The following is a 22,570-nucleotide window of genomic DNA, read 5'->3' as shown; positions in this document are numbered from 1 at the left end:
AAGTTTATAAAGTTTTAAGGGTTAAATTAATACTATTTTAAATTCTTTCTGCATAAACAATGTAATATCTTGGAGTAAACAAGCGCAACATTGGGCGTATGCCAATTTTTTTGGTTGGGTTTGTCCATTTTTGGCGATCTACAATTTTCCAGCCAGCTTTTTCTAACAACCAATCGAATTGCCAATCTTCAAACTCATGGTAGTGCCTATCAAGCATATCGGTATTACTTCTATAAGCTGAAGAAAACCATAATTTTAAAGGAACACTGGCAACTAATTTGTTGGTTTTTATTGATTTTAAAACAGTAAAAGGGGACAGAAGATGTTCAAAAATTTCGAAAGCTGTAACCACAGAAGCATTTGAATTTTCAATGGTTAAAGTGTTTAAATCTAAATCTTCACCTGCAGTGTTTTCAACCGTATAACCGTGATTTTTCATTATTTCAGAAAACGGATTTACAACACCCAAATCTAAAATTGTTTCAGTTTTAGTAATGTGTTTTTCTAAAAACTCAATTGTATGTTTAAAACGTTTGTTTGGAAAAGTTTTTTCGTACATGTTTTTGTTTCCGCGAAAGCGAAATGTTAATATTTATAAGCAAAAGCATTAATATGCATACCGGCACCAACACTTGCAAATATAATAACATCGCCTTTGTTGAGGCTTTGGTTTTCTAGTTTATTGTTTCTTACTAAATCTAAAAGCGTTGGTACAGTGGCTACCGAGCTGTTTCCTAGTGTTTGTATGCTCATTGGCATAATGTGTTCTGGAATTTCAGTTTTGTAAAGTCTGTACAAGCGTTTTAAAATAGCTTCATCCATTTTTTCATTTGCTTGATGGATAAAAATTTTCTTAATATCTTTAATAGCTACGCCACTATTATCAATACATGTTTTTATGGCTTGAGGTACATGAATTAAAGCGAATTCATATATTTTACGACCATCCATTTTTATATAGCGCGTGTCTTTGTTTAAGTTTTGGTTGTTAGAATTTCCAAAGTACAAGTGATAGGCTTCATCGTAGGTGTAGCTAGCGGTTTCATGTGCTAAAATACCGCCTTCATCTTCAGTTGCTTCAATAATAGTTGCACCAGCGCCATCTGAAAAAATCATAGCGTCTCTATCATATTTATCAACGACTCTAGAAAGGGTTTCAGTACCAATAACTAAACAGCGTTTTGCCATTCCTGCTTTAATAAAAGCTTGTGCTTGTATTACGCCTTCTATCCAACCAGGACAGCCAAATAATATATCGTAAGCAACACATTTTGGGTTTTTTATGCGTAAGCTATGTTTAATTCTAACGGCTAAACCTGGCAACATATCACTTTGTACGGTGTTATATTTTACATCGCCAAAATTGTGCGCAACAATAATATAATCAATAGTTTCGGGATCTATTTTAGCATCTTCAATGGCTCTTTCGGCAGCAAAAAAACCCAAATCGGAAGCGTTTAAATGTGGTTTGGCATACCGCCTTTCTGCAATACCTGTAATAGCTTGAAATTTTTCAATAATAACGTTGTTAGGGTAGTTAATTATTGAACCATCAGTGTTTAAAAATGTATGTTCGTAGAAAGCCTCGTTTTTTTCGATAGTATCTGGAATGTAGCTACCAGTACCGGTAATTTTAATGTTCATAAAAAGAAAAATTTGCCTTTTTTAGTTTCCTCATACAAGTTACAAGGTTTTATAAAAAGGCAAATTTAAATTTATTAAAATTTACGATGTTCAACCGCTTATTTACACCTCTGCATAGGCTTCAATAGGTGCACAAGAGCATATTAAATTTCTATCGCCATAAGCGTCATCAACACGTCTTACACTTGGCCAGAATTTGTTATCGCTAACATAATCATGGGGAAACGCAGCTTCTTCACGAGTATAAGGAAAGTTCCATTCGTTTGCAGTTATCATTTCTAAAGTATGAGGAGCATTTTTTAAAACATTATTGTCATCATCTTTTGAAGCCTTGTCAATTTCTTTTTTAATTGAAATCATAGCATCACAAAAACGGTCAATTTCAGCTTTACTTTCACTTTCGGTAGGTTCAATCATTAATGTTCCAGCTACTGGAAAAGATACTGTTGGTGCATGAAACCCATAGTCCATTAAACGTTTTGCAATATCTGTTACTTCAATACCATTGGCTTTAAATGGTCGGCAATCTACAATCATTTCGTGAGCTGCTCGACCACGTTCACCAGAGTATAACGTATCAAAACTACCTTGTAAACGGTGTTTGATGTAATTGGCATTTAGAATTGCAATTTTTGTAGACTCTGTTAAGCCTTCAGCACCTAACATTTTTATATAGCCATACGAAATTAAGCAAGCCAAAGCTGAGCCATAAGGCGCTGCAGAAATAGCCGTAATTGCTTGTTCACCGCCAACTTTTTTAATAGGGTTACTCGGTAAAAATGGCACAAGTTGTTTGGCAACACATATTGGGCCAACACCAGGACCACCACCACCGTGAGGAATAGCGAAGGTTTTGTGTAAGTTTAAGTGGCAAACATCGGCACCAATATTGCCAGGGTTTGTTAAGCCTACTTGCGCATTCATGTTGGCACCATCCATATAAACTTGTCCGCCATTATCATGAATAATTTTTGTAACTTCCTTAATTGCAGATTCATAAACACCATGCGTAGATGGGTAGGTAACCATTAAACACGATAAGTTATCTTTGTGTAAAAGCGCCTTTTCACGCAAATCTTCAACATCAATATTCCCTTCAGCAGTTGATTTTGTTACAACTACTTTCATACCTGCCATAATAGCACTTGCAGGGTTAGTACCGTGTGCTGATGATGGAATTAAACAAATATCTCTATGGCCTTCATTACGAGATTCATGGTATGCTTTAATAACCATCAGGCCTGCATATTCGCCTTGAGCACCAGAATTTGGTTGTAAAGATGTTGCTGCGAAACCAGTAATTTCGGTTAATTGATCTTCTAATTCCTTTAAAACAGTTAAATACCCTTGTGCTTGTTTTTTTGGAACAAACGGATGGATATTTGCCCATTTGAATATACTTAAAGGTAACATTTCTGAAGCAGCATTCAATTTCATAGTGCAAGAACCTAAAGAAATCATGGAATGATTTAATGCCAAATCTTTACGTTCTAAGGATTTTATATAACGCATTAATTCGGTTTCAGAATGGTATTTGTTGAATACATCAAGTGTTAAAAATTCAGATTCTCTTTTTAAGTTTTCTGATATGTTATTGCCTTCTGAAATAGATTCGATAATGATAGTTTCTTTTTCTGAAGCTTCTGCAAAAATTGAAATTAAATAGTTTAAATCTCGTACCGAAGTAGTTTCATTTACAGAAATAGTAACTGTTTCACTATCTGGATAAAATAAATTAACTTTTTTAAGCTTAGCAATTTGTTTTATTTTTTTGGAATCGGTTTTAATTTGAAGTGTATCAAAAAACGATGTGTTTATTTGATTATAACCTAATGTTTTTAATGCAATGGCTAAATTGGAAGCAGTGTTGTGTACTTTATTGGCTATAAATTTTAAACCTTTTGGACCATGATATACAGCATACATACTTGCCATGACCGCTAGTAAAACTTGTGCTGTACAAATATTAGAAGTTGCTTTGTCACGCTTTATATGTTGTTCACGGGTTTGTAATGCCATACGTAGCGCTCTGTTTCCATTTGTGTCTTTAGTTACGCCAATGATGCGTCCTGGAATATCACGTTTGTAAGCATCTTTAGTAGCAAAATAAGCGGCATGCGGACCACCATACCCCATAGGGATTCCAAAACGTTGGGTTGTGCCAACTACCACATCTGCTCCAAATTTACCTGGCGCTTCAAGTTTTATTAAGCTTAAAATATCGGCAGCAACTGCTACTTTTATTTGGGCTTCATTCGCTTTGCTTATAAAGTTTTTTATGTCTGTTACTTGTCCGTCTTTACCAGGATATTGTAAAATTGCTCCAAAAAAATCAGTAGAAAATGTAAAAGTTTCCTCATTACCTATAACTAATTCAATACCAATAGGTGTTGATCTGGTTTGAAGTAATGACAAGGTTTGTGGTAATATGTTTTCAGAAACAAAAAACTTGTTTACGTTATTTTTCTTTTGCTCGCGTTCACGAACTGCAAACAATAAACTCATAGCTTCAGCAGCAGCTGTACCTTCATCAAGTAGTGATGCATTTGCAATTTCCATACCTGTTAAATCCATAACCATGGTTTGGTAATTTAAAAGTGCTTCCAATCTGCCTTGAGCTATTTCGGCTTGGTAAGGCGTGTAGGCAGTATACCAACCTGGGTTTTCAAGAATATTTCTTTGAATAACTGCCGGTAAAATAGTTGGATGATAGCCCAAGCCAATATATGTTTTATAGGCTTTATTAAGTTTAGATAACTCGTGAATATGAAGTAAGTATTCATACTCCGTCATTGGTTCATCTAAATTTAAACTATTCTTTAATCGGATATCATCTGGAATAGTTTCATAAATTAATTGGTCTAAAGAGTCTACACCTATGGTTTTTAGCATAAGTTTTTGGTCGTTTTCTCTTGGTCCAATATGACGCAGTGCAAAAGCGTTTGTATTCATTAAGTGGAATTGTTTATATAATTCGCAAAAATACGTAATATAATACGTGTTTAATTGCATAAAATGGAAAGTTTTTAACCATTTGCAAACCTTATTAACACAGTACGAAAGTGTTTGTTTATTTTTGTAAAATGCAAGTGATTAAGAAGTTATTTAATTTTTATATAAATAGTAGTATCCATGTGGCTTTAGCGGTTGTTTCTTTAACCTGGATTACTTTAAAAACACATAATTTATTACTTGATGAGTCACTGCTTTATTTTGTGTTTTTCGCATCTATAACGGGTTATAATTTTGTGAAGTATTTTGGATTAGCTAAATTTCACCACAGGCGTTTGGCTTCATGGTTAAAAGCTATTCAAATATTTTCGTTGTTTAGTTTTATTTTGATGTGCTATTTTGCATTGAAACTACATGCAAGTTCATTTCTTTTTATTGCTGGTTTTGGGTTAGTTACTTTTTTTTATGCAATACCGTTTTTGCCAAAAAAAATGTTTTTAGATAAACAATCCAACTTACGAAGTATTGGTGGTTTAAAGGTGTATGTAATAGCGTTGGTATGGACAGGTGTAACCGTTTTTTTGCCATTAATAAATAGTCAATACAATTTACAATTTGATAATGTTTTTGCTGCAATACAACGTTTTGTTTTTATTATCGTGTTAATGTTGCCATTTGAAATTAGAGATTTACGATACGATAGTTTAAAATTAGCAACCATACCACAAAAAATAGGCGTGAAACAAACAAAAATAATGGGTGTTTTGCTTTTGCTAATATTTTATTTTTCAGAATTTTTTAAAGATGAAATAAGTACAATAAGCGTAGTTATTTTACTTGTTGTAACCTTTACTGCTGGGTTACTTTTAATATATTCCAAGAAAGAACAAGGAAACTATTATAGTTCGTTTTGGGTTGAAGGTTTGCCTGTTTTATGGGGTTTGTTATTGCTTTTGTTTAGTTAATAGATGTGTCTTTTATAGCCTTGTCCAATGTTTGCTTCATGGCTTCTTTACACTTTTTATCTAAACAGGTTACATTTGCCTTATCTACAACTTTAGTAAGTTTTGCATTGTTTTTTGTATACTTTCTGCAAGCATTACAATATATTAAATGAACATTTAGTTTTATCTTTTCCCATAAAGAAGCATTTTTATACTGCGACTTATCGCACATATGATTTGCTTCATCACACTTCAACATAATTTTAATTTTATTACTCATAATTAAAACCAATTTTCTTTTAAGCAATCTGCCATGGCAGTTCGAGCTCTATGAATAATTACCCAAAGGTTAGACGCTGTGATGTTTAGTTCATTACAAATAACTTCGGTTTCTAGTCCTTCTATGGTTTTCATTCTAAAAACATCGGCTTGCTTTTCAGGTAATTTACTTAAACAGTTAAAAATTGCATCACCAAGTTCTGCATTTTGCATGGTATCTTCGGCGGTTTTATCAAACGGGTCTGCAACACGTTCTTCCAACCAATCACCTTCAGATTCAGAATCATCATTATATGTTATGCGTACTTCAGCTTTACCTTTGTTAGAATTTATTTTTCTATAATGGTCAATAACTTTTCGTTTTAAAATAGATATTAGCCACGTACGTTCGCTAGCTTCACCTTTAAAATTTTTCATCGATTTTAAGGCTGCTAAAAACGTGTCTTGCACCAAATCTTGCGCAATCTCTCTATCACTAACACGCGTAACGGTGTAGTTAAATAGGTAATCGGAATATAAATCGATCCATTTATTAGGATTAATTTGATGGTTAGACATGGTTTTGCAATATTTCTTTTTTTTCAAAAATAGGGTAAAAATTTCATACCTAGATTAAAAGAATATGTTTTCAATTAAAAGTAAAGAATAAACAATAGCAAAAAAAGTGAATAAAAAATTCATAAAATAACTTCCTATTTTAAATATAGCTTTTTTAGGAATGTCATACATTGGATAATAGGCAATTTGAGTTAGTACTTTACCAACCCAATACGCAGCAATTAAGGCAGTAATGGCAATTGCTAAATTTGAATGGTTTTTTAAATCGGAAGGTATTAAAATTGCTATTGCTCCAAAAGAAAAGTTCAACCCTTGTATGTATCTGCCATATGTTTTTGCTATTTCTTGATTTAGCGGTTTTAATTGTTTAACGTCATTGTACCAGTCAAATACAGCATGACGAATATATGGGTATATTATTGCGGTAAATATTTGACCTAATCCGCCAATAAAAATAATCCAAATGGGTATATCTATATTCATATCGATTAATTTATATCAACCCAGCACGTTTTAACAACGCTTCTGGCTGTGGTTCTTTTCCGCGAAAGCGTTTGTAAAGTACCATTGGATCATCAGTTCCGCCTTGCGAAAGCACATTGTTTTTAAACTTTGTTGCGGTTTCTTTATTGAAAATGCCAGTTTCTTTAAAATATTCAAAAGCATCGGCATCTAAAACTTCAGCCCATTTATAACTGTAATAACCAGACGAATAGCCACCTTGAAAGATATGAGAAAACGAGGTGCTCATACAAGTTTCAGGTGTTTCAGGATATAATGATGTGTTTTCAAAAGCTTTTAATTCGAGTGCTTTTACATTTTTTATGGTTTCTGGCGATTCGCCTGCATGCCAACTCATATCTAATAACCCAAAACTTAATTGGCGTAAGGTTTGCATGCCTTGTAAAAAGGTTGCCGATTCTTTTATTTTTTCAACCAAATTCATTGGTATTACTTCTCCAGTTTCATAATGTTTAGCAAAAATTTCTAAAGCCTCTTTTTCATAACACCAGTTTTCCATAACTTGACTTGGTAATTCTACAAAATCCCAAAACACAGAAGTTCCAGACAAACTAGGGTAGGTGGTGTTTGCCAGCATACCATGTAATGCGTGTCCAAATTCGTGGAATAACGTTGTAACTTCATTAAAAGTTAGTAATGACGGTTTACTTTTTGTAGGTTTTGTAAAGTTGCAAACTATTGAAATGTGCGGTCTATCATTCTCGCCATTTTTTATAGATTGTGGTTTGAAAGATGTCATCCACGCACCATTACGTTTTCCTGCTCTTGGAAAAAAATCGGCATAAAAAATTGCTATGAATTCGCCTTTAGTATTGGTTACTTTATAAGTTAAAACGTCTTCATGGTATTTGTCAATCTCGGTAATTTCTTCAAAATGTAAATCAAATAATTTATTGGCAACCGTAAAAGCGCCATTTATAACATTTTCTAATTTGAAATATGGTTTTAAAAGTTCATCATCTAAATTGAATAATTTTTGTTTTAACTTTTCAGAATAATATGAACCATCCCATTTTTCAAGTTGAGAAATTCCGTCTAATTCCTTTGCGAAATTTTGAAGGTTTTCAAATTCGCGTTTAGCGGCAGGTTTTGCTTTTTCTAGTAATTCATTTGAAAATTCTAGAACATTTTCAGGTGTTTTTGCCATGCGTTCTTCTAAAACAAAATGTGCATGGGTTTTATAACCTAATAAATTAGCCCGTTCAAACCGAAGCTTTACAATTTTTAAAACAATATCTTGATTATCTAAAGCATCATTGTTAAAACCCTTGCTGCCTGCCGCTAAAGTTAATTTTTTGCGTAATGCTCTATTATCGGCATAGGTAACAAATGGAATATAACTTGGGTAATCTAAAGTAAACAACCAGCCGTCTTTTTCTTTAGATTCTGCGAGTTGTTTTGCTGCTTCAATAGCGCCTTCTGGTAATCCGGAAAGTTCTGCTTCATTGGTAATCAAAATTTCGAATTTGTTGGTTTCGGCAAGAATGTTTTCACCAAACTTCAATTTCAATTTGCTTAATTCTTTATCTATTTCCCTAAGTTTGGATTTTTTATCATCAGATAAATTGGCGCCATTCCTGGAAAAACTTTTGTACTTTTTATCTAGAAGTGTTTGCTGTTCTGTAGTTAAATTTAACGAGTTTTTTGAATCGTAAACTGCTTTTATACGTTTGAATAATGCTTCATTCAACGTAATATCGTTACTGAATTCTGATAGTAATGGTGAAACTTCTTGTGCTATTTTTTGAATGGTATCGTTAGTTTCAGCAGAATTTAAATTAAAAAAAATGCTAGAAATTCTATCTAGTTGTTCGCCCGAAAATTCTAATGCTTCTATGGTGTTTTTAAAGGTTGGAATGTCTTTATTATTTACAATAACATCAATTTCAGCCTTTGCATCATCAATAGCTTGTTTAAAAGCAGGTAAAAAATTTTCATTTTTAATTTTTGAAAAAGGTGCAGTATTATAAGGTGTTTTGAACGATTTGAGTAAAATATTTGATGTCATTTTGGATTTAAATATGTTAAAACTAAAATTTTATTATGCATACATAATAAGTTTTTTATACTTTTGCTACAACAATTTGAAGAGTGACTAACTCATAAAATTATTCTTAATAGCAAGAAAACCTCGATTTCCCATCGAGGTTTTTTTATTTTAAATCTTTAGCAGATTCGTATACTTTTTGTTTTAAAGATTCTTTATAGTCTATAATTTTATTTAAAACATCTGGGTTGTTTGAACCAAGTATTTGAGCAGCCAATATACCTGCGTTTTTAGCTCCATTTAAAGCTACGGTTGCTACTGGTACGCCTCCTGGCATTTGTAGAATAGATAAAACTGAATCCCAACCATCAATAGAATTACTGCTTTTTACAGGAACACCAATAACTGGTAATGGTGATAAAGAGGCAATCATGCCCGGTAAGTGTGCAGCACCACCAGCGCCAGCAATAATTACTGCAAAACCTTTTGTGTGGGCGTATTTGCCATAATCGAATAGTTTTTCTGGGGTTCGGTGAGCTGAAACAATATCAACTTCAACTTCTATGTTAAAATCTTTTAAAATATCTATAGCGTCTTGCATAACAGGCAAATCGCTTTTACTTCCCATAATAACTCCTACTTTATTCATAATTATTCACTTATTACTTTAATCGTTTTTTTTACTTCTTCGGCTATGCGTCTGGCTTCGTTTAAATCTTCATTTACAATAGTTACGTGTCCCATTTTACGGAAAGGTCTGGTTTGTTTTTTACCATAAATATGTGGTGTAACGCCATCCATTTTCATAATGGTTTCAATGTTTTTATAAACTACATTACCACTAAAACCTTCGGCACCTACTAAATTTACCATAACGCCACCAACTTTACTATCGGTTCTGCCTAAAGGTAAATCTAAAATAGCGCGTAAGTGTTGTTCAAATTGTGATGTGTAACTCGCTTCAATGGTTTGATGACCAGAATTGTGAGGTCTTGGTGCAACTTCGTTTATTAAAATGTCATCATTTTCAGTTTGAAACATTTCAACAGCTAATAAGCCAACATGGTTAAATGCTTTTGAAACATTTAAAGCAACATTTTTAGCTTTGTCTGCAACTTCCTCAGAGATTCTTGCAGGGCAAATAACATATTCCACTTGGTTTGCTTCTGGGTGAAATTCCATTTCTACAACAGGAAAGGTTTTGGTTTCGCCTGATGCATTTCTTGCAACAATTACAGCTAATTCGTTTTTAAAAGGCACTAGCGTTTCTGCAATACATTCTACATTTGGTAAACCATCTAAATCTTGAACAGATTTAACAATTTTAACTCCCGTACCATCGTATCCAAATTGAGCACATTTCCAAACAAAAGGAATTGATAAACCACCGTTATTTATAGCTTCCTTAATTTCAGAAGTATATGCAAAACGCGAAAATGGTGCGGTTGGTAAATTTTTATCAACGTAAAACAATTTTTGTGTTGCTTTATTTTGAATAGTTCGTAATGTTTTAGATGATGGATAAACTTTTTTTCCTTCTTTTTCAAGCGCTTCCAACGCATCTACATTAACGTTTTCAATTTCAATAGTCAAAACATCTACTTGTTTTCCAAAGTTATAAACCGCATCATAATCCATTAAATTGCCTAAATGGAATTCATTACTAGCAATTTTGCATGGTGCTTCGTTACTTGCATCTAAAACGCATGTATAAATATCAAATTTTTGAGTATCGTTAAGTAGCATTTTTCCTAATTGACCGCCGCCAAGGATACCGAGTTTGAAATTTGAAGAAAAGTAGTTCATGGTAATTATTGTGAAAAATCATTAAATATTAGGCAAAAATACACTTAAATCTTAAAATAGTCTCGAATTCGTAAATCAAAAATCGTTATTAGGCAATCTATTGATTATCTTTGCGCTTTTCAAAAAATAATATATCTGTGATAAAGCTACACGACAAATATTTTAAACCGTTTATTTCTGCAAAAGAAATAGATAAGGCTATGACACGTATGGCGACTGAAATTGCTAACGATATTGGAGATGAAATTCCTGTTTTTATAGGTATTTTAAATGGCTCGTTTATGGTTGTAAGTGATTTTGTGAAAAAATATCCAAAACCATGCGAAGTCACCTTTATTAAGTTAGCATCGTATGAAGGTGTAAAATCTACCGAAGATATTCAGCGTTTAATAGGTTTAACGCAAGATTTAACAGGTAGAACAGTTGTAGTATTAGAAGATATTATTGATACAGGAAATACTTTGGCAGAAGTACATCGCATATTTAAAAACGAACAAGTTAAATCGTTAAAAATTGCAACATTGTTTTACAAGCCAGAAGCCTATAAAAAAGATTATAAACTACATTATATTGGTATAGAAATTCCTAACAAATTTATAGTTGGCTACGGTTTAGACTATGATGGTTTAGGTAGAAATATACCAGAAGTCTATCAAATAAAAGAAACACAATACATGACAAACTTAGTATTATTTGGTCCTCCAGGAGCAGGAAAAGGAACGCAAGCAGAATTTCTAAAAGAGAAATATAATTTGGTGCATATTTCTACAGGCGATGTTTTTAGGTTTAATATTAAAAATGAAACCGCTTTAGGCATGTTGGCCAAATCGTATATGGACAAAGGTGCGTTGGTTCCAGACCAAGTTACTATAGATATGTTGGAAGCTGAAGTTGAAAAAAATACCGATGCAAATGGATTTATTTTTGATGGTTTTCCTCGTACTAACGCTCAAGCTAAGGCATTAGATGTTTTAATGCAAAGTAAAGATTCTTCAATTAGTGCTATGATAGCTTTAGAAGTTGACGATGAAATTTTAGTACAGCGTTTAATTGGTAGAGGTAAAACCAGTGGTCGTGCTGATGACGCTGATGAATCTATCATTAGAAACCGCATTAAAGAATATTACGACAAAACTGCTATTTTAAAAGATTACTATTCAGCTCAAAATAAATATTTTGGAGTTGATGGTGTTGGTAGCGTTGAAGATATTACTATTCGTTTAAGTAATGCTATTGATAAACTTTAAGTGAATCATTAAGTTGTTTGTTGTTAAGTTTAAAAATTCATTTAACTGAACAATTTAAGGCAACTAAATAATTAACCAAAAAACGGAAGGTTAACAAGTGAAAACTTTTAACTTTCAATTTTTAACTTTTAACTTAATTATGACAGAAGGTAACTTCGTTGATTACGTAAAAATGTATGTTAGCTCTGGAAACGGAGGTAAAGGATCATCGCATTTACACCGCGAAAAATTTATAGAAAAAGGCGGGCCAGATGGTGGTGATGGTGGTCGTGGTGGACATGTAATTCTTCGCGGAAATTCAAACCTTTGGACACTTCTTCATTTAAAATTTAAAAAACACATACGTGCTGGTCATGGCGAACACGGTGGTAGTAGCCGTAGTTTTGGTGCCGATGGTGCTGATGAGTATGTAGATGTACCTTTAGGAACCGTAGTACGCGATACCGAAACAAACGAAATTATTTTGGAAATTACCGAACACGGTGAAGAAAAAATTATAGCCGAAGGAGGAAAAGGTGGATTAGGCAACTGGCATTTTAGAACATCAACAAACCAAACACCACGCTACGCACAACCAGGTATTCCGCATGAAGAAAAGCACATTACTTTAGAACTAAAAGTACTTGCCGATGTTGGTCTGGTAGGGTTTCCAAACGCAGGAAAATCAACTTTACTATCGGTTGTTACTTCAGCAAAACCAAAAATAGCCGATTACGAGTTTACAACTCTAAAACCTAATTTAGGCATTGTACAATATCGCGATTTTCAAACCTTTGTTATGGCAGATATTCCTGGAATTATTGAAGGTGCTGCCGAAGGACGTGGATTGGGACATTACTTTTTACGCCATATTGAGCGTAATTCTATCTTGCTATTTTTAATTCCAGCAGATGCACCCGATATTAGAAAACAATACGATATTCTGTTAGATGAGCTTCGTCGTTACAACCCAGAAATGCTTGATAAAGAACGCATCATAGCTATTTCAAAATGCGATATGTTGGACGATGAACTAAAAGCTGAATTAAAAGAACTTTTAGATAACGAGTTGCCAATTCCATTCATGTTCATTTCATCAGTTGCACAACAAGGTATTACAGAGTTAAAAGATACACTTTGGAAAATGCTTAATAATTAGGGTGTTACCTTTATCCTGAAACAAGTTCAGGAACCAGGTCGGGCTTTTCGTTGCAATCTTTTTAAACGTTTTGGCGAGGACGGAAGGACAAAGCCATCTGTCAATTTTTAATTCAATACAAAGTTTGGTGTTATTTCAGTTTAAAAAGGATTTTCACTGCAAATGCGGAGTATTCACGATTTCGATATTAAAATAGAGATGTATGAGTAATACCTAACGCAATTCCGAACAAGAATCATATTGTTGGAATAATTTTTGATTAACTTTATAGTAAAAATTAAAGTTATGAAAGTCTTTACTACATTATTCTTAGTCGTTTTAATAGTTTCCTGTGCACCCATTCGTGTAAATACCGATTTTGAAAAAGGAACAGATTTCAACAAATACAAAACCTATAGCTATTACGGCGATATGAAAACCGGTTTAAGCGAACTCGATACCAAACGGTTTTTAGATGCTTTAGATAAGGCAATGGCGGCAAAAGGTTTTTCATTTTCAGAAACACCAGATTTTTTAGTAGATATTAAAAGTAATGAATACCAACAATTACAGCGCAGTAATGTAGGTGTTGGTTTAGGTGGTGGCGGACGCAATATGGGAGGTGGTATATCTATAGGTTTACCAATTGGTCAATCAAATATAAATCGACAAATTAGTATCGATTTTGTTGATGAAAATGGCAAAGGATTATTCTGGCAAGCTGTAACCGAAACAAGCATTAGCCCAAACGCATCACCTGAAAAACGTGAACAATTATTTAATGCTATTGCAGAAAAAGTTTTAGCACAATATCCACCAAAGCAATAACATTCCTGCGAAAGCGAGAATCTATATTTTCGTTTTTCGTAGTAGTTAAGTGTGAGGTTTTAGTTTTTAACCAGTTTTTTACTAGCAATAAGTATATTTCCAGAAAAGAAATTAGTTAAATATATTCCAGTGCTTAAATTACTAATATCAATTTGGTTTGTTTGGTAGTTAGTAATAGAAATGCTTTTTATTTTTTTTCCATCTAAACTTATAATATCAACTTTCATTTTGGTGTCCGTTTCACTTTCAAATTTAAAGTTTACATAGGTATTTGTTGGGTTAGGAAACATACTGATATTGTAATTTGCTATTTCACTAGTTATATTTTTTATTCCAAGTGAAGAATTATCAATAGTCCAAGTTACAGTATATACATGAAACGTATCATGATTATTAACTTTTAATAAGGTTGTTTCATCAATTACAGAAACGCTTAAAGTGTTCATGCCAATATTTAAATCGGTTTCTAAAATAGAAATACCATCAACATCTGAAGCAAAATCCACATTGTTTAATACCCATTTACTTTTTAAGGTATTTGGTGTGGGTTTAATTAAATTTAATTGAAAATCTAAAGGAAAAGATGGACTCGTTATAGCGTTTGAAACAGGAGAATACGAATTAATGGGCGACTGTAAACTGTGTATTTTTTCAACGATACCTTCTTTACAAACAGCACAAAAAGGTACGCTTAAATACCTCATTTTGCAATTTTCATGAGGTCTGTACCACGTAGCTGCAATTCCAGAACTTCCATACGGAAAAACACCTATGTTATTAATGTTTATCCAGTTTTTCCATTTTACTAAACTTGGGTTGTTTTGTTGGGTCATATTTATGGCTTCACCTTCATAACCTGCTGCATAATATTCATCTTTTAAGTTAAAAAATGAATGTCCTAATTCATGAATGGCTATTTCATTGGCGTTTGTAGCTAATGAAGCCATAGGGAATTCGCCACCACTACCACCATATACTGTTGAGTTTACTAAAATCAATGCTTGGTCGTATGTTGGAAAATTGGCAGCTAAAACGGCATGTATTTTTGCTTGGGTATTATTGGCGTAATTGCCATCTATTTCATAAAAAAGTAATCGGTGGTAACCAAATGAATCGAAGGTTGCATTAAAATAGGTATCAACAAACCGAAGGGGAGAAGCAGGTTCAGTAACATCGGTTGCTGTTCCTGGGTGATCTGCACCACTTTCATTTGAAGGCACTTTTATAATGTGAACATTAAAATAATTGGCATATTCTTTAAAAGGCGATTGATTAAATAGTTCGTTGGTGAAGTTAGTAGCATCGGTTTTAAATTTTGCTAATTCTGAGGTTTGATAACCTTCACTTAAAATTACTAAATTGATTCTTTTATCATTATCACCAGCAGTTTTTATGGTTTCTGTATCAAAGATTTGGGCAGAAACGCTATAAAAACTAATAAATGTAATAATAACAAGAAATTGCTTCATACCTAATTAAGCTTAGTAATAATTAACGGTTTACTATTTTGCAACGAATCTTTTATTTCTTCTAAGGCAATAAATGCTGTTTTACTGTGCAATTGCAATCTTAAAGAAAACGCTGATTTTTGCAACTCAATTGTTTTGTTTTCAAAGATAAGGGAATCATTCACAAATTCAATAGTCTTAAATAATGGGTTTTTTATGATGACGGATGTTAGTTCAAGAGAATCTTTGTTTAACTGCCTGCATTTTAAATCGCCAACAGTACCTACTTCAATATATTTATTACTGTTGTTTTTTAATTTACCATCGGCTATTGTTTTGCTTATAAATTCGATGTTTTTTTTATTGTTTTCATCTTTTGAAATATTATAATTTAAGAAAATAAGTTTTGGCGGAAGTACTTCATTTTCAGTTATAACCGTTTTTTTTGAAGCACAAGCTATTTCTAAAGCTAAAAAAAGCATAAATAATGTATATGGCCAATATGTTTTTAAGAATGTATGTTTCAAAGATTTTGAGCTAATGTTGGTAAAGTTAAGCAAAAAAAAAGAGGCAATTAAGCCTCTTTTTAAAAAATTATCCAGCAAGTAAATCTTTATACTTATCTCTGTAGGCATAAAGCATCACGATATTTAAAATAAGTAAAATTAACGCACCCATAATATCTGATGGTCCTAAAAATGCATGAAATAGTACTGCGTTAATGGAAACACTCATTAAAATAAGTGCCATTAATGCGCCATATTTATTAAAAATGAATGATAAACCAGCTATAACTTCTACAGCGCCAACAAGTTCTAGTGTTTTTGTACTCATAAGTGCTGTCATGTAATTCATTACAGCATCGGGCATTGTTTCTGGTGCTGGCATAAAGTTTAAAAATTTATTAGCTCCAAAAATGGTAATTAGCACACCGAAAATGATTCGGATAATGGATAAGGGTTTGCTCATAATTTACAGTTATTAGTTAGTAAAATGAAAGGTAATAAATATTTTAATACATACGTTGGTACTAATTTATTTAACTAACAAACGCACACCTTCACTATGGCTACTAAATTCTGGCGCATACATGCTTTGAATGGTGGTAATACCATTGCTCATATTTCCTGCATTATTCACGCGTAAATCGTATTCAAACACATAAATGCCTTTTGGTAAATAATCAAAAAAGAAGTTGGTTGAAGCATCTTTAGTGCTTTCATAGTAGCCTAAACCATCTTGCCATTTGTATTGCGATATAACATTAATTGGTTCTAAACCTGCTGCACGCATATCTTTCATATGTATAAATTCCATGTTTCTATCGCTTTGTAATTCAATACGAACACGCACTAAATTGCCTACTTTTAAGTTGGTTTTTTCTGTTATTTCAGAAATTTGTTCACCTGTATGGGTATTGGTTTTTAAGAACAGTTTTTTCTTCAATTTTAGCGGTGTTTCGGCTGTTGTTATTTTATCTAAATCTTCAAAATATTGCCAATATAAACTTCCCCAAGCTATACCATTTCCTTTTTTAGTTAACGTAACTTCCGCCATTTTTGGTGTTATTTCAGATGTGTTCCATGAGGTTTTATAGTAACCCGTTCCAGCTTCAGCTTTTACATGTTCTAATTTTGAAGGTTCTATTTTTTGTCCGCCAACTAAAACATCAACCGCATCTGTTACACTTAACCAATCGCTACCTTGAAGTAACAGCGCATAAACAGCTTCTGTAGTTGCTTTGGTGGTTTTCCATTGGTTGGTTTGCTTGTTTTTAAGCAGCCAAATTTTTAAATTGTCAATGGTTTTGGTGTCATTTTCAATTTCTGAAAATGCTTCAATTAATAAAGCTTGTGTTTCAATGGGTGCTTGATACCAATACCAGGAACTTGTATTTTCTTTCCAATACATGCCTAATTCTTCAGAAGTGATACTGGTTTCTTTTAAAGACTTTATAATTTTTTCCGAAGTTGTTTTATCACCCATTCTATTAACCACCAATGCCATTAATCCTTTAGTGTATAATGAACGACTTAACCAATACTTTTGAATTTGTGTTTGATAGTATTTAGTAATTTCTTCAACTTCTTTCGATTTTTTAATGTCTGGGTAGAAGCTTCGCATGTATAAATAATGGAGTTGTATGTAGCTTAAATGGTCTTTTGTTAAATCAACTTTAGCATCGTATTTTCTAATGTCTTTGTATTCTTGAATGAATTCTGAATCTAGATAGTTGATGGCTTTTTCAATTGTTTTAGATTCTTCTTTTGTTTCAACTTTTAGTTGTTTTAAATGTCCGAAACCTGCAATGATGTGTTGTGTAATGTATCGGTTTTCGCGTCCGCCATTAAACCATGCCCAAGCACCATTTGATAACTGATTGTTTTCAAGTTTACGTTTTGCCGATTGTAATTCGTTATTCATTTTATTCAAATCGAATAACAACGCAATGCGTTTTTTCTGTTCGGTTTCATTTTTTGCATCACGCAACCAAGGTGTTTCTTGAATAAGTATTGATTTTAATTCTTCGTTTTTTTCTAGGTTAGAAACAAGTACATCAGAGTTTTTCCATTGGTTGAAAACGTCTTGAATTCTTGGATTACTATTCGCAATATGGCTTGCTAATGCATTGGCGTAAAACCTTGAAAACGTTTGCTCGTTACACTCATACGGATATTCCATTAAGTAGGGTAATGCTTGTACGGCATACCATGCTGGATTGGAAGTCATTTCCAGAGTTAGTTTATGGTTTTTAAGCGTTGTTGAGGTATTTGTTTTTAATTTATCCAAGGTGAATGTTCTGGTTTCGTTACTGCGAATCCACATAGGAAGCGTTTCGGTAACTAACATGCGATTTGATAAAACAGGCAAGGCATTTTGTTCGCCATCGCTAAAGTTACCTGATTTTGCTACTATTTTATATTGAACCGCATCTACATCATCAGGAATTGATAAACTCCACGATACTTGCGTGTTGCCTTTTGAATCAACTAAAAACGTCTCGACCGCACTCGACGTAACAAGTGAATTGGTAATATCTTTTCCAGAAATAGCGTCGGTTAATACTAAAATGGCTTGTCCAGAAAGTTGATTGTTTGTTAGGTTTGCAATTTTGGTGCTAATGGTAATGTCATCACCTTGACGTAAAAAACGTGGTGCATTTGGTATTACCATCAACTCTTTTTGAGTTACTGTGGTTAATGTTTTTGTAGCACTTTCTAAGGTTTTGGTATGTGCTAATAATTGCAATTTCCATTGGGTTAAGGCTTCGGGCGAGTTAAAGCGGAAGCTTACATTACCATCTTTATCTGTTTGTAACTGCGGAAAGAAAAAAGCTGTTTCTTGCAGGTTTTTTCTAACTTTAACAGTGTCGAAGTTTGGTTTTTCTTTTAAAGTATTATCTAAAATTTCTGTTTTAATTAAAGCAACACTTCCTATTGAGTCTTTTTTCTTCATTTCACCATAACCAACCACTACAACTTCGTCTAAACTAGAGCTATCTTCCATAAGTTGAATACCAGGTACTATACTGTTTAATGATTCTGTGACCGTTGCTCGACTTCCGTAAATAGCCTTTGAACTAATTCCTCTAATTCTTATATTGTCGTTTCCAAAATAAAACCCAAACCAATTGAGTTGGTCATATTGTTGTTGAGAATAATTACTTTTTGATTGCTTGTTATAGACCCTGAAATTTTGTGTACCAAAACTTTGGTTAGCATTGTTTTGGTTGTATGAATAATACATAGTTTTATCAATCGGGTTGAAATCCCAAGAATGTGGTTTAAACTGATCTAAAGAAGCATCGTACATGCTTGCTAATAATTCGGCAGAAACGTTGTCTCCTTGCAAACCTTTAATTTTAAAACTCCAAGTTTCATCAACTCCGGGTTGTAGTTTGTCTCTAAAAGCGGTGGTTTCAATATCTAAATTGGTTTTTGGGTAAGGAATATTAATGTTTTCTGCACCCGATTTAAAGCTGTTATAAACTGCAAAGCTATAACGTACTGCAAAACCACCAACGTCTTGAGTTGTTACAGGTATTGATAGTGTTTTTTTGTTGTTATTTAATTGAATAATTTCAGTTTTGACAATCTTTCTGTTTTTTTCAATGGAAACAGTTGCCTGTAAATTTTCAGAAGCCGAAGCCAAAGTTATTATAGCCGTTTCGCCAACTTTATAGGATGTTTTGTTGGTTGTTATGCTAAATAATTGGTTATCTGCCAAGGTTTTATCATTATCACTATATAAAGTTGTTTTAACTTCATCTTTTACCAATTGCCCAAATTTATCAGTGCTTTCTAAAGTTATGATGTATGCACCCGATTCCCATTTTTTTAGGTTTCCTAAATTAAGTTCTTTGGAGGTTTCAGTGTTAAATTGTTTTTCAAAAACCAAAGTGCCTTTTTTCCAATTACTAGCATCGGCTTCATTGGTGTAAGCTTCATGCGGGAATAGGTTTTTAAATGCTTCTTCTGAAAAATCTTGATAATCTGGTGCAGCCCAAGGTCTGGTTCTTAAAACAGATTTTGGTGCTTGAAGTTTATAAATTTTTACAATACCTTTGGCTGAAACAAATTCGCCATTAAGGTTTTTTGTGTCAATTTTTATGCTATTATCTTTTTTTGATTTATCAAGATTTTCAGCAATACTCATATTGGCAACCAAAGCATGATACCCAACATTTACAATGGTTGTTGCGCTTCGGGTTTCGCCGTTTAAGTCGGTTACATCGGCAGTTATTTCATAGTTAAAAATAGGCAAACTGCTTTTATCAACACTTTGGTCTGGTAGGGCTTTGAATGTTATTTCAAATTCGCCTTTTTCGTTTGTGGTACTTTCGCCATGTGTAATTTCTTGTGGTTGGCTGTAAAATCTTGGTCTGTACCAAAAATACCAACGCGGGTATTCCACTTTTCTGTGTACACGGTAAACCACTTTAGCATTGGTTATATTGCTACCAGCATAAGCTAGTGCAGTGCCTTTAATGGTAACAGAATCGTTTACTTTATAGGTTTCGGTAACCGGTGAGAATTTGGTTTCAAACTTTGGGCGTTTGTATTCTTCAACTGAGAAATAATGGTCTGTATAAAAATCTTTTTCATCGCCATCAAATTCAATGTGGTATTCGCCATTTAAACCACCGTTTGGTAAGATGAATTCTCCTGAAACAGAACCGAATTCATTTGTTTTTAATTCAAGTTCCTTAATTTCATCACCATTTACATCATACAAAACAGCATAAACAGCTTCGTTTGCAACTACTTCCGATTTTCCATTAGCAGTTTTTATGGCAATAGCTTTAAAATATACGGTTTGATTTGGGCGATAAATACTTCTATCTGTAAATAAAAACGCTTTGTATTCAATAGCTTCCTTTTCTTGCTTATAATATTGATTCATGTAAAAATCGCCAAAATAAGCCGTATCGTTTGTGTAACTAATTTTTGAGCTAATGTTTCGGTAACGGTCGTTTTCTTTTTTAATTTTAACCTCGCCTAATGCATTGGTTGAGAAACTTTCTTTGGTTTCTTTTTTGTTGTTATTTTCGTAGTAACTTAATTCTACTTTGGTATTTTCAATAGGTTTACCATTGGTTCTATTAATAACTTGAAATATTTTATGTGTTTCACTTTCGCTCTCAACCAAAGCTAAATTGGTAACTTGAATGGTACTAAACGCAGCCGTTTCTTCATCTCCTGCTATTGAAGCGAAAACTAAAAAAATGCCGTTGTTTAATTTAGGCAGTAAAACTTCGGTATTATGGGTTTGGTAATCGTTTTCGTTTCGTAATTTACTGCTCCATTGGTTGTTTGCATCTAATTTTTTTATAAATGCTAATTGCTCGTCTTTTCTATAAATTTTAGTGAATTTTTCTAACTCGTTTTTAGAAATAGGATAGATTTTAAATTGCAGTGCGTCCAAATTTTTATAACTTACTAAAAGGCGTGCATGTTGCTGAATTGGTAATACACTTTCAGTAGTAATTTGAAGGGTTTGCTGAAGAATTTGCGACTTTAAACCTTCACATTTTTCTGCAGCCTTACTTTTTGGAAATTTTGAAATAATCCTATTGCAAATAGCCATAGCTTCTTTTGCTTTCCAACGATTTTCTTCGTTTGTTTTTGGCTGAAATAGATTGCTTTGTTGGTAGTATATCGAGGCAATTTCAAATTGATATAGCCCAGAAACTTCGTGTGTTTTGAATTTTTCAGCTTCACTTTTTAAAGCTTCTAGTAATAACGCTTCTTTATTGCTGAAAGTTCCATGTTGATGGATGAATTTTAGGCGTTCAATATTTACATCTGCCAAAGCATAAGGTTCTTCATCATGTAAATAAAAACATATTAAATCTTGATATATTCTTAAAGCATTTAACTGTAGTGATGTGGCATCTTTAGAATCTAAAACTAGATTGGTATATGTTTCTGTATTACCTAAAAAGTTGGGGTTGTCAATCTCAAATTTATATGCAGGTTTGGTGATATTGGTTTCGTTTGTTTTATAGAATTCTAAAGCATTGTGGTTTAAAAAATCGAACAATGTAGGTCTGTATATTTTAGAATCTTTTTCAAGATTTAGTATGCCATCATACTTACTTAACGGTTCTAGCTGTAATTTTAAACTACTTTGTACTGAGTTTTTGTAATGTGTATGAATTTCATCAAACAGTGTTTGTAAATCCCAGGTTCTAAAGTCTATAGTATCAACCTTTTCAGAAGTTTTTGTACGGTTATAAAACTGCCAGCGGTTTTGTTGAAAATATTGCCAGTATAAATTAGCCAAAATACTTTCAAGAATATTTTTAGTTGGGAAGTTGCTTAGCTTTATTTCATTGTTAAAATCGTTAATAATGTTTAATTGCGCATCTTCTTCTAAAACCAACGTAAATTTGCTTTTAAAAAGCATGGTTTTAATTAGTTGCGCATCGTTTTTGTCTTTTTTAGCAAGTGTGTAAATTTGGTCAACAACCTTTAAAGCCGACTTTGGTAAGCCTTCAATTTCATGCTTTTCTACTGTTTGCCAAAGGGTTTCATAATCAGGTTTTTGACTATAGCTAAAGTTTGAAAGCAAAATAATTGTTAAAAATAGTACCGAATGTTTCATTTCATTAAATTTGTCGTTAAATTACTTTCAAAAGTTATTCCAAAAAACTACAAATGAGTGAATAGTTCATTTGATTGAGTGAAATTAGTTATTTTTAGTTAAAAAGCCGTATTGATATTTGTTAACAAATT

The 22,570-nt window shown here is 32.8% G+C and carries 17 protein-coding genes; 4 read left to right on the top strand and 13 right to left on the bottom strand.

The genetic code is table 11. The features are described 5' to 3' along the window. Positions 1-37: 37 nt before the first annotated feature. From ACFQ1R_RS07475 to gcvP, 3 genes are all read right to left on the bottom strand, one after another. Positions 38-559, bottom strand: coding sequence for a methyltransferase (locus ACFQ1R_RS07475; protein ID WP_379925512.1), 522 nt, complete (start codon positions 557-559; stop codon positions 38-40). Positions 560-585: 26 nt separating this feature from the next. Next, positions 586-1,644, bottom strand: coding sequence for a 3-oxoacyl-ACP synthase III family protein (locus tag ACFQ1R_RS07470; RefSeq protein WP_379925511.1), 1,059 nt, complete (start codon positions 1,642-1,644; stop codon positions 586-588). A 102-nt stretch (positions 1,645-1,746) separates the two neighbouring features. Beyond that, a complete protein-coding gene (gcvP, locus tag ACFQ1R_RS07465; protein ID WP_379925510.1) occupies positions 1,747-4,596 on the bottom strand; it encodes an aminomethyl-transferring glycine dehydrogenase in 2,850 nt (949 codons plus the stop codon). Positions 4,597-4,727: 131 nt separating this feature from the next. Here gcvP and ACFQ1R_RS07460 point away from each other — a divergent pair, with 131 nt between their 5' ends. Further along, positions 4,728-5,561 (top strand): hypothetical protein, encoded by an 834-nt coding sequence (locus ACFQ1R_RS07460; RefSeq protein WP_379925509.1) that lies wholly within the window; start codon positions 4,728-4,730, stop codon positions 5,559-5,561. Here the strand turns inward: ACFQ1R_RS07460 and ACFQ1R_RS07455 are convergent. The 6 genes from ACFQ1R_RS07455 to ACFQ1R_RS07430 form a co-directional block, all read right to left on the bottom strand. Beyond that, a complete protein-coding gene (locus tag ACFQ1R_RS07455) occupies positions 5,554-5,820 on the bottom strand; it encodes an anti-sigma factor family protein (protein WP_379925508.1) in 267 nt (88 codons plus the stop codon). The two genes, ACFQ1R_RS07460 and ACFQ1R_RS07455, sit on opposite strands and share 8 nt — an antisense overlap. Positions 5,821-5,822: 2 nt before the next feature. After that, the gene (locus ACFQ1R_RS07450; RefSeq protein WP_379925507.1) at positions 5,823-6,377 is read right to left on the bottom strand and encodes a sigma-70 family RNA polymerase sigma factor; all 555 of its coding nucleotides are present in this window, start codon (positions 6,375-6,377) and stop codon (positions 5,823-5,825) included. A 54-nt stretch (positions 6,378-6,431) separates the two neighbouring features. Further along, a complete protein-coding gene (locus ACFQ1R_RS07445) occupies positions 6,432-6,860 on the bottom strand; it encodes a hypothetical protein (protein WP_379925506.1) in 429 nt (142 codons plus the stop codon). A 10-nt stretch (positions 6,861-6,870) separates the two neighbouring features. Beyond that, on the bottom strand, positions 6,871-8,907 hold the full coding sequence (locus ACFQ1R_RS07440) for a M3 family metallopeptidase (protein WP_379925505.1): 2,037 nt from the start codon (positions 8,905-8,907) through the stop codon (positions 6,871-6,873). A gap of 145 nt (positions 8,908-9,052) precedes the next feature. Further along, positions 9,053-9,535, bottom strand: coding sequence for a 5-(carboxyamino)imidazole ribonucleotide mutase (gene purE / locus ACFQ1R_RS07435; RefSeq protein ID WP_379925504.1), 483 nt, complete (start codon positions 9,533-9,535; stop codon positions 9,053-9,055). A 2-nt stretch (positions 9,536-9,537) separates the two neighbouring features. Then, positions 9,538-10,692, bottom strand: coding sequence for a 5-(carboxyamino)imidazole ribonucleotide synthase (locus tag ACFQ1R_RS07430; protein ID WP_379925503.1), 1,155 nt, complete (start codon positions 10,690-10,692; stop codon positions 9,538-9,540). A gap of 137 nt (positions 10,693-10,829) precedes the next feature. Here ACFQ1R_RS07430 and ACFQ1R_RS07425 point away from each other — a divergent pair, with 137 nt between their 5' ends. The 3 genes from ACFQ1R_RS07425 to ACFQ1R_RS07415 all read left to right on the top strand — a co-directional run bounded on the left by ACFQ1R_RS07425 (position 10,830) and on the right by ACFQ1R_RS07415 (position 13,884). Next, the gene (locus tag ACFQ1R_RS07425; RefSeq protein WP_379925502.1) at positions 10,830-11,939 is read left to right on the top strand and encodes an adenylate kinase; all 1,110 of its coding nucleotides are present in this window, start codon (positions 10,830-10,832) and stop codon (positions 11,937-11,939) included. A gap of 139 nt (positions 11,940-12,078) precedes the next feature. Continuing rightward, entirely contained in the window at positions 12,079-13,077 is a 999-nt protein-coding gene (obgE, locus tag ACFQ1R_RS07420; RefSeq protein ID WP_379925501.1) for a GTPase ObgE, read from the top strand. Positions 13,078-13,362: 285 nt separating this feature from the next. Continuing rightward, positions 13,363-13,884 (top strand): DUF4136 domain-containing protein, encoded by a 522-nt coding sequence (locus tag ACFQ1R_RS07415; protein WP_379925500.1) that lies wholly within the window; start codon positions 13,363-13,365, stop codon positions 13,882-13,884. 59 nt (positions 13,885-13,943) lie between these two features. Here the strand turns inward: ACFQ1R_RS07415 and ACFQ1R_RS07410 are convergent, their stop codons facing one another. The 4 genes from ACFQ1R_RS07410 to ACFQ1R_RS07395 form a co-directional block, all read right to left on the bottom strand. Beyond that, positions 13,944-15,353 (bottom strand): T9SS type A sorting domain-containing protein, encoded by a 1,410-nt coding sequence (locus ACFQ1R_RS07410; RefSeq protein ID WP_379925499.1) that lies wholly within the window; start codon positions 15,351-15,353, stop codon positions 13,944-13,946. Between the two features lie 2 nt (positions 15,354-15,355). Beyond that, positions 15,356-15,859, bottom strand: a complete 504-nt coding sequence (locus tag ACFQ1R_RS07405; RefSeq protein WP_379925498.1) for a hypothetical protein — start codon at positions 15,857-15,859, stop codon at positions 15,356-15,358. 67 nt (positions 15,860-15,926) lie between these two features. After that, positions 15,927-16,301: a DoxX family membrane protein gene (locus ACFQ1R_RS07400; RefSeq protein ID WP_379925497.1), complete on the bottom strand. Its 375-nt coding sequence runs from the start codon at positions 16,299-16,301 to the stop codon at positions 15,927-15,929. Between the two features lie 66 nt (positions 16,302-16,367). After that, positions 16,368-22,439 carry an alpha-2-macroglobulin family protein gene (locus tag ACFQ1R_RS07395; protein ID WP_379925495.1) on the bottom strand — a complete coding sequence of 2,024 codons (6,072 nt, stop codon included), beginning with the start codon at positions 22,437-22,439 and terminating at the stop codon, positions 16,368-16,370. Positions 22,440-22,570 lie beyond the last annotated feature (131 nt).

The organism is Mariniflexile jejuense (assembly GCF_042675665.1).
Lineage (GTDB): Bacteria > Bacteroidota > Bacteroidia > Flavobacteriales > Flavobacteriaceae > Mariniflexile > Mariniflexile jejuense.
This window is presented reverse-complemented; position numbering and strand designations above follow the sequence as displayed.

Coding starts and splice junctions, on each gene's coding strand:
- ACFQ1R_RS07475 (WP_379925512.1), bottom strand. CDS start 559: ATGTACGAAAAAACTTTTCCAAACAAACGTTTTAAACATACAATTGAG.
- ACFQ1R_RS07470 (WP_379925511.1), bottom strand. CDS start 1,644: ATGAACATTAAAATTACCGGTACTGGTAGCTACATTCCAGATACTATC.
- gcvP (WP_379925510.1), bottom strand. CDS start 4,596: ATGAATACAAACGCTTTTGCACTGCGTCATATTGGACCAAGAGAAAAC.
- ACFQ1R_RS07460 (WP_379925509.1), top strand. CDS start 4,728: ATGCAAGTGATTAAGAAGTTATTTAATTTTTATATAAATAGTAGTATC.
- ACFQ1R_RS07455 (WP_379925508.1), bottom strand. CDS start 5,820: ATGAGTAATAAAATTAAAATTATGTTGAAGTGTGATGAAGCAAATCAT.
- ACFQ1R_RS07450 (WP_379925507.1), bottom strand. CDS start 6,377: ATGTCTAACCATCAAATTAATCCTAATAAATGGATCGATTTATATTCC.
- ACFQ1R_RS07445 (WP_379925506.1), bottom strand. CDS start 6,860: ATGAATATAGATATACCCATTTGGATTATTTTTATTGGCGGATTAGGT.
- ACFQ1R_RS07440 (WP_379925505.1), bottom strand. CDS start 8,907: ATGACATCAAATATTTTACTCAAATCGTTCAAAACACCTTATAATACT.
- purE (WP_379925504.1), bottom strand. CDS start 9,535: ATGAATAAAGTAGGAGTTATTATGGGAAGTAAAAGCGATTTGCCTGTT.
- ACFQ1R_RS07430 (WP_379925503.1), bottom strand. CDS start 10,692: ATGAACTACTTTTCTTCAAATTTCAAACTCGGTATCCTTGGCGGCGGT.
- obgE (WP_379925501.1), top strand. CDS start 12,079: ATGACAGAAGGTAACTTCGTTGATTACGTAAAAATGTATGTTAGCTCT.
- ACFQ1R_RS07415 (WP_379925500.1), top strand. CDS start 13,363: ATGAAAGTCTTTACTACATTATTCTTAGTCGTTTTAATAGTTTCCTGT.
- ACFQ1R_RS07410 (WP_379925499.1), bottom strand. CDS start 15,353: ATGAAGCAATTTCTTGTTATTATTACATTTATTAGTTTTTATAGCGTT.
- ACFQ1R_RS07400 (WP_379925497.1), bottom strand. CDS start 16,301: ATGAGCAAACCCTTATCCATTATCCGAATCATTTTCGGTGTGCTAATT.
- ACFQ1R_RS07395 (WP_379925495.1), bottom strand. CDS start 22,439: ATGAAACATTCGGTACTATTTTTAACAATTATTTTGCTTTCAAACTTT.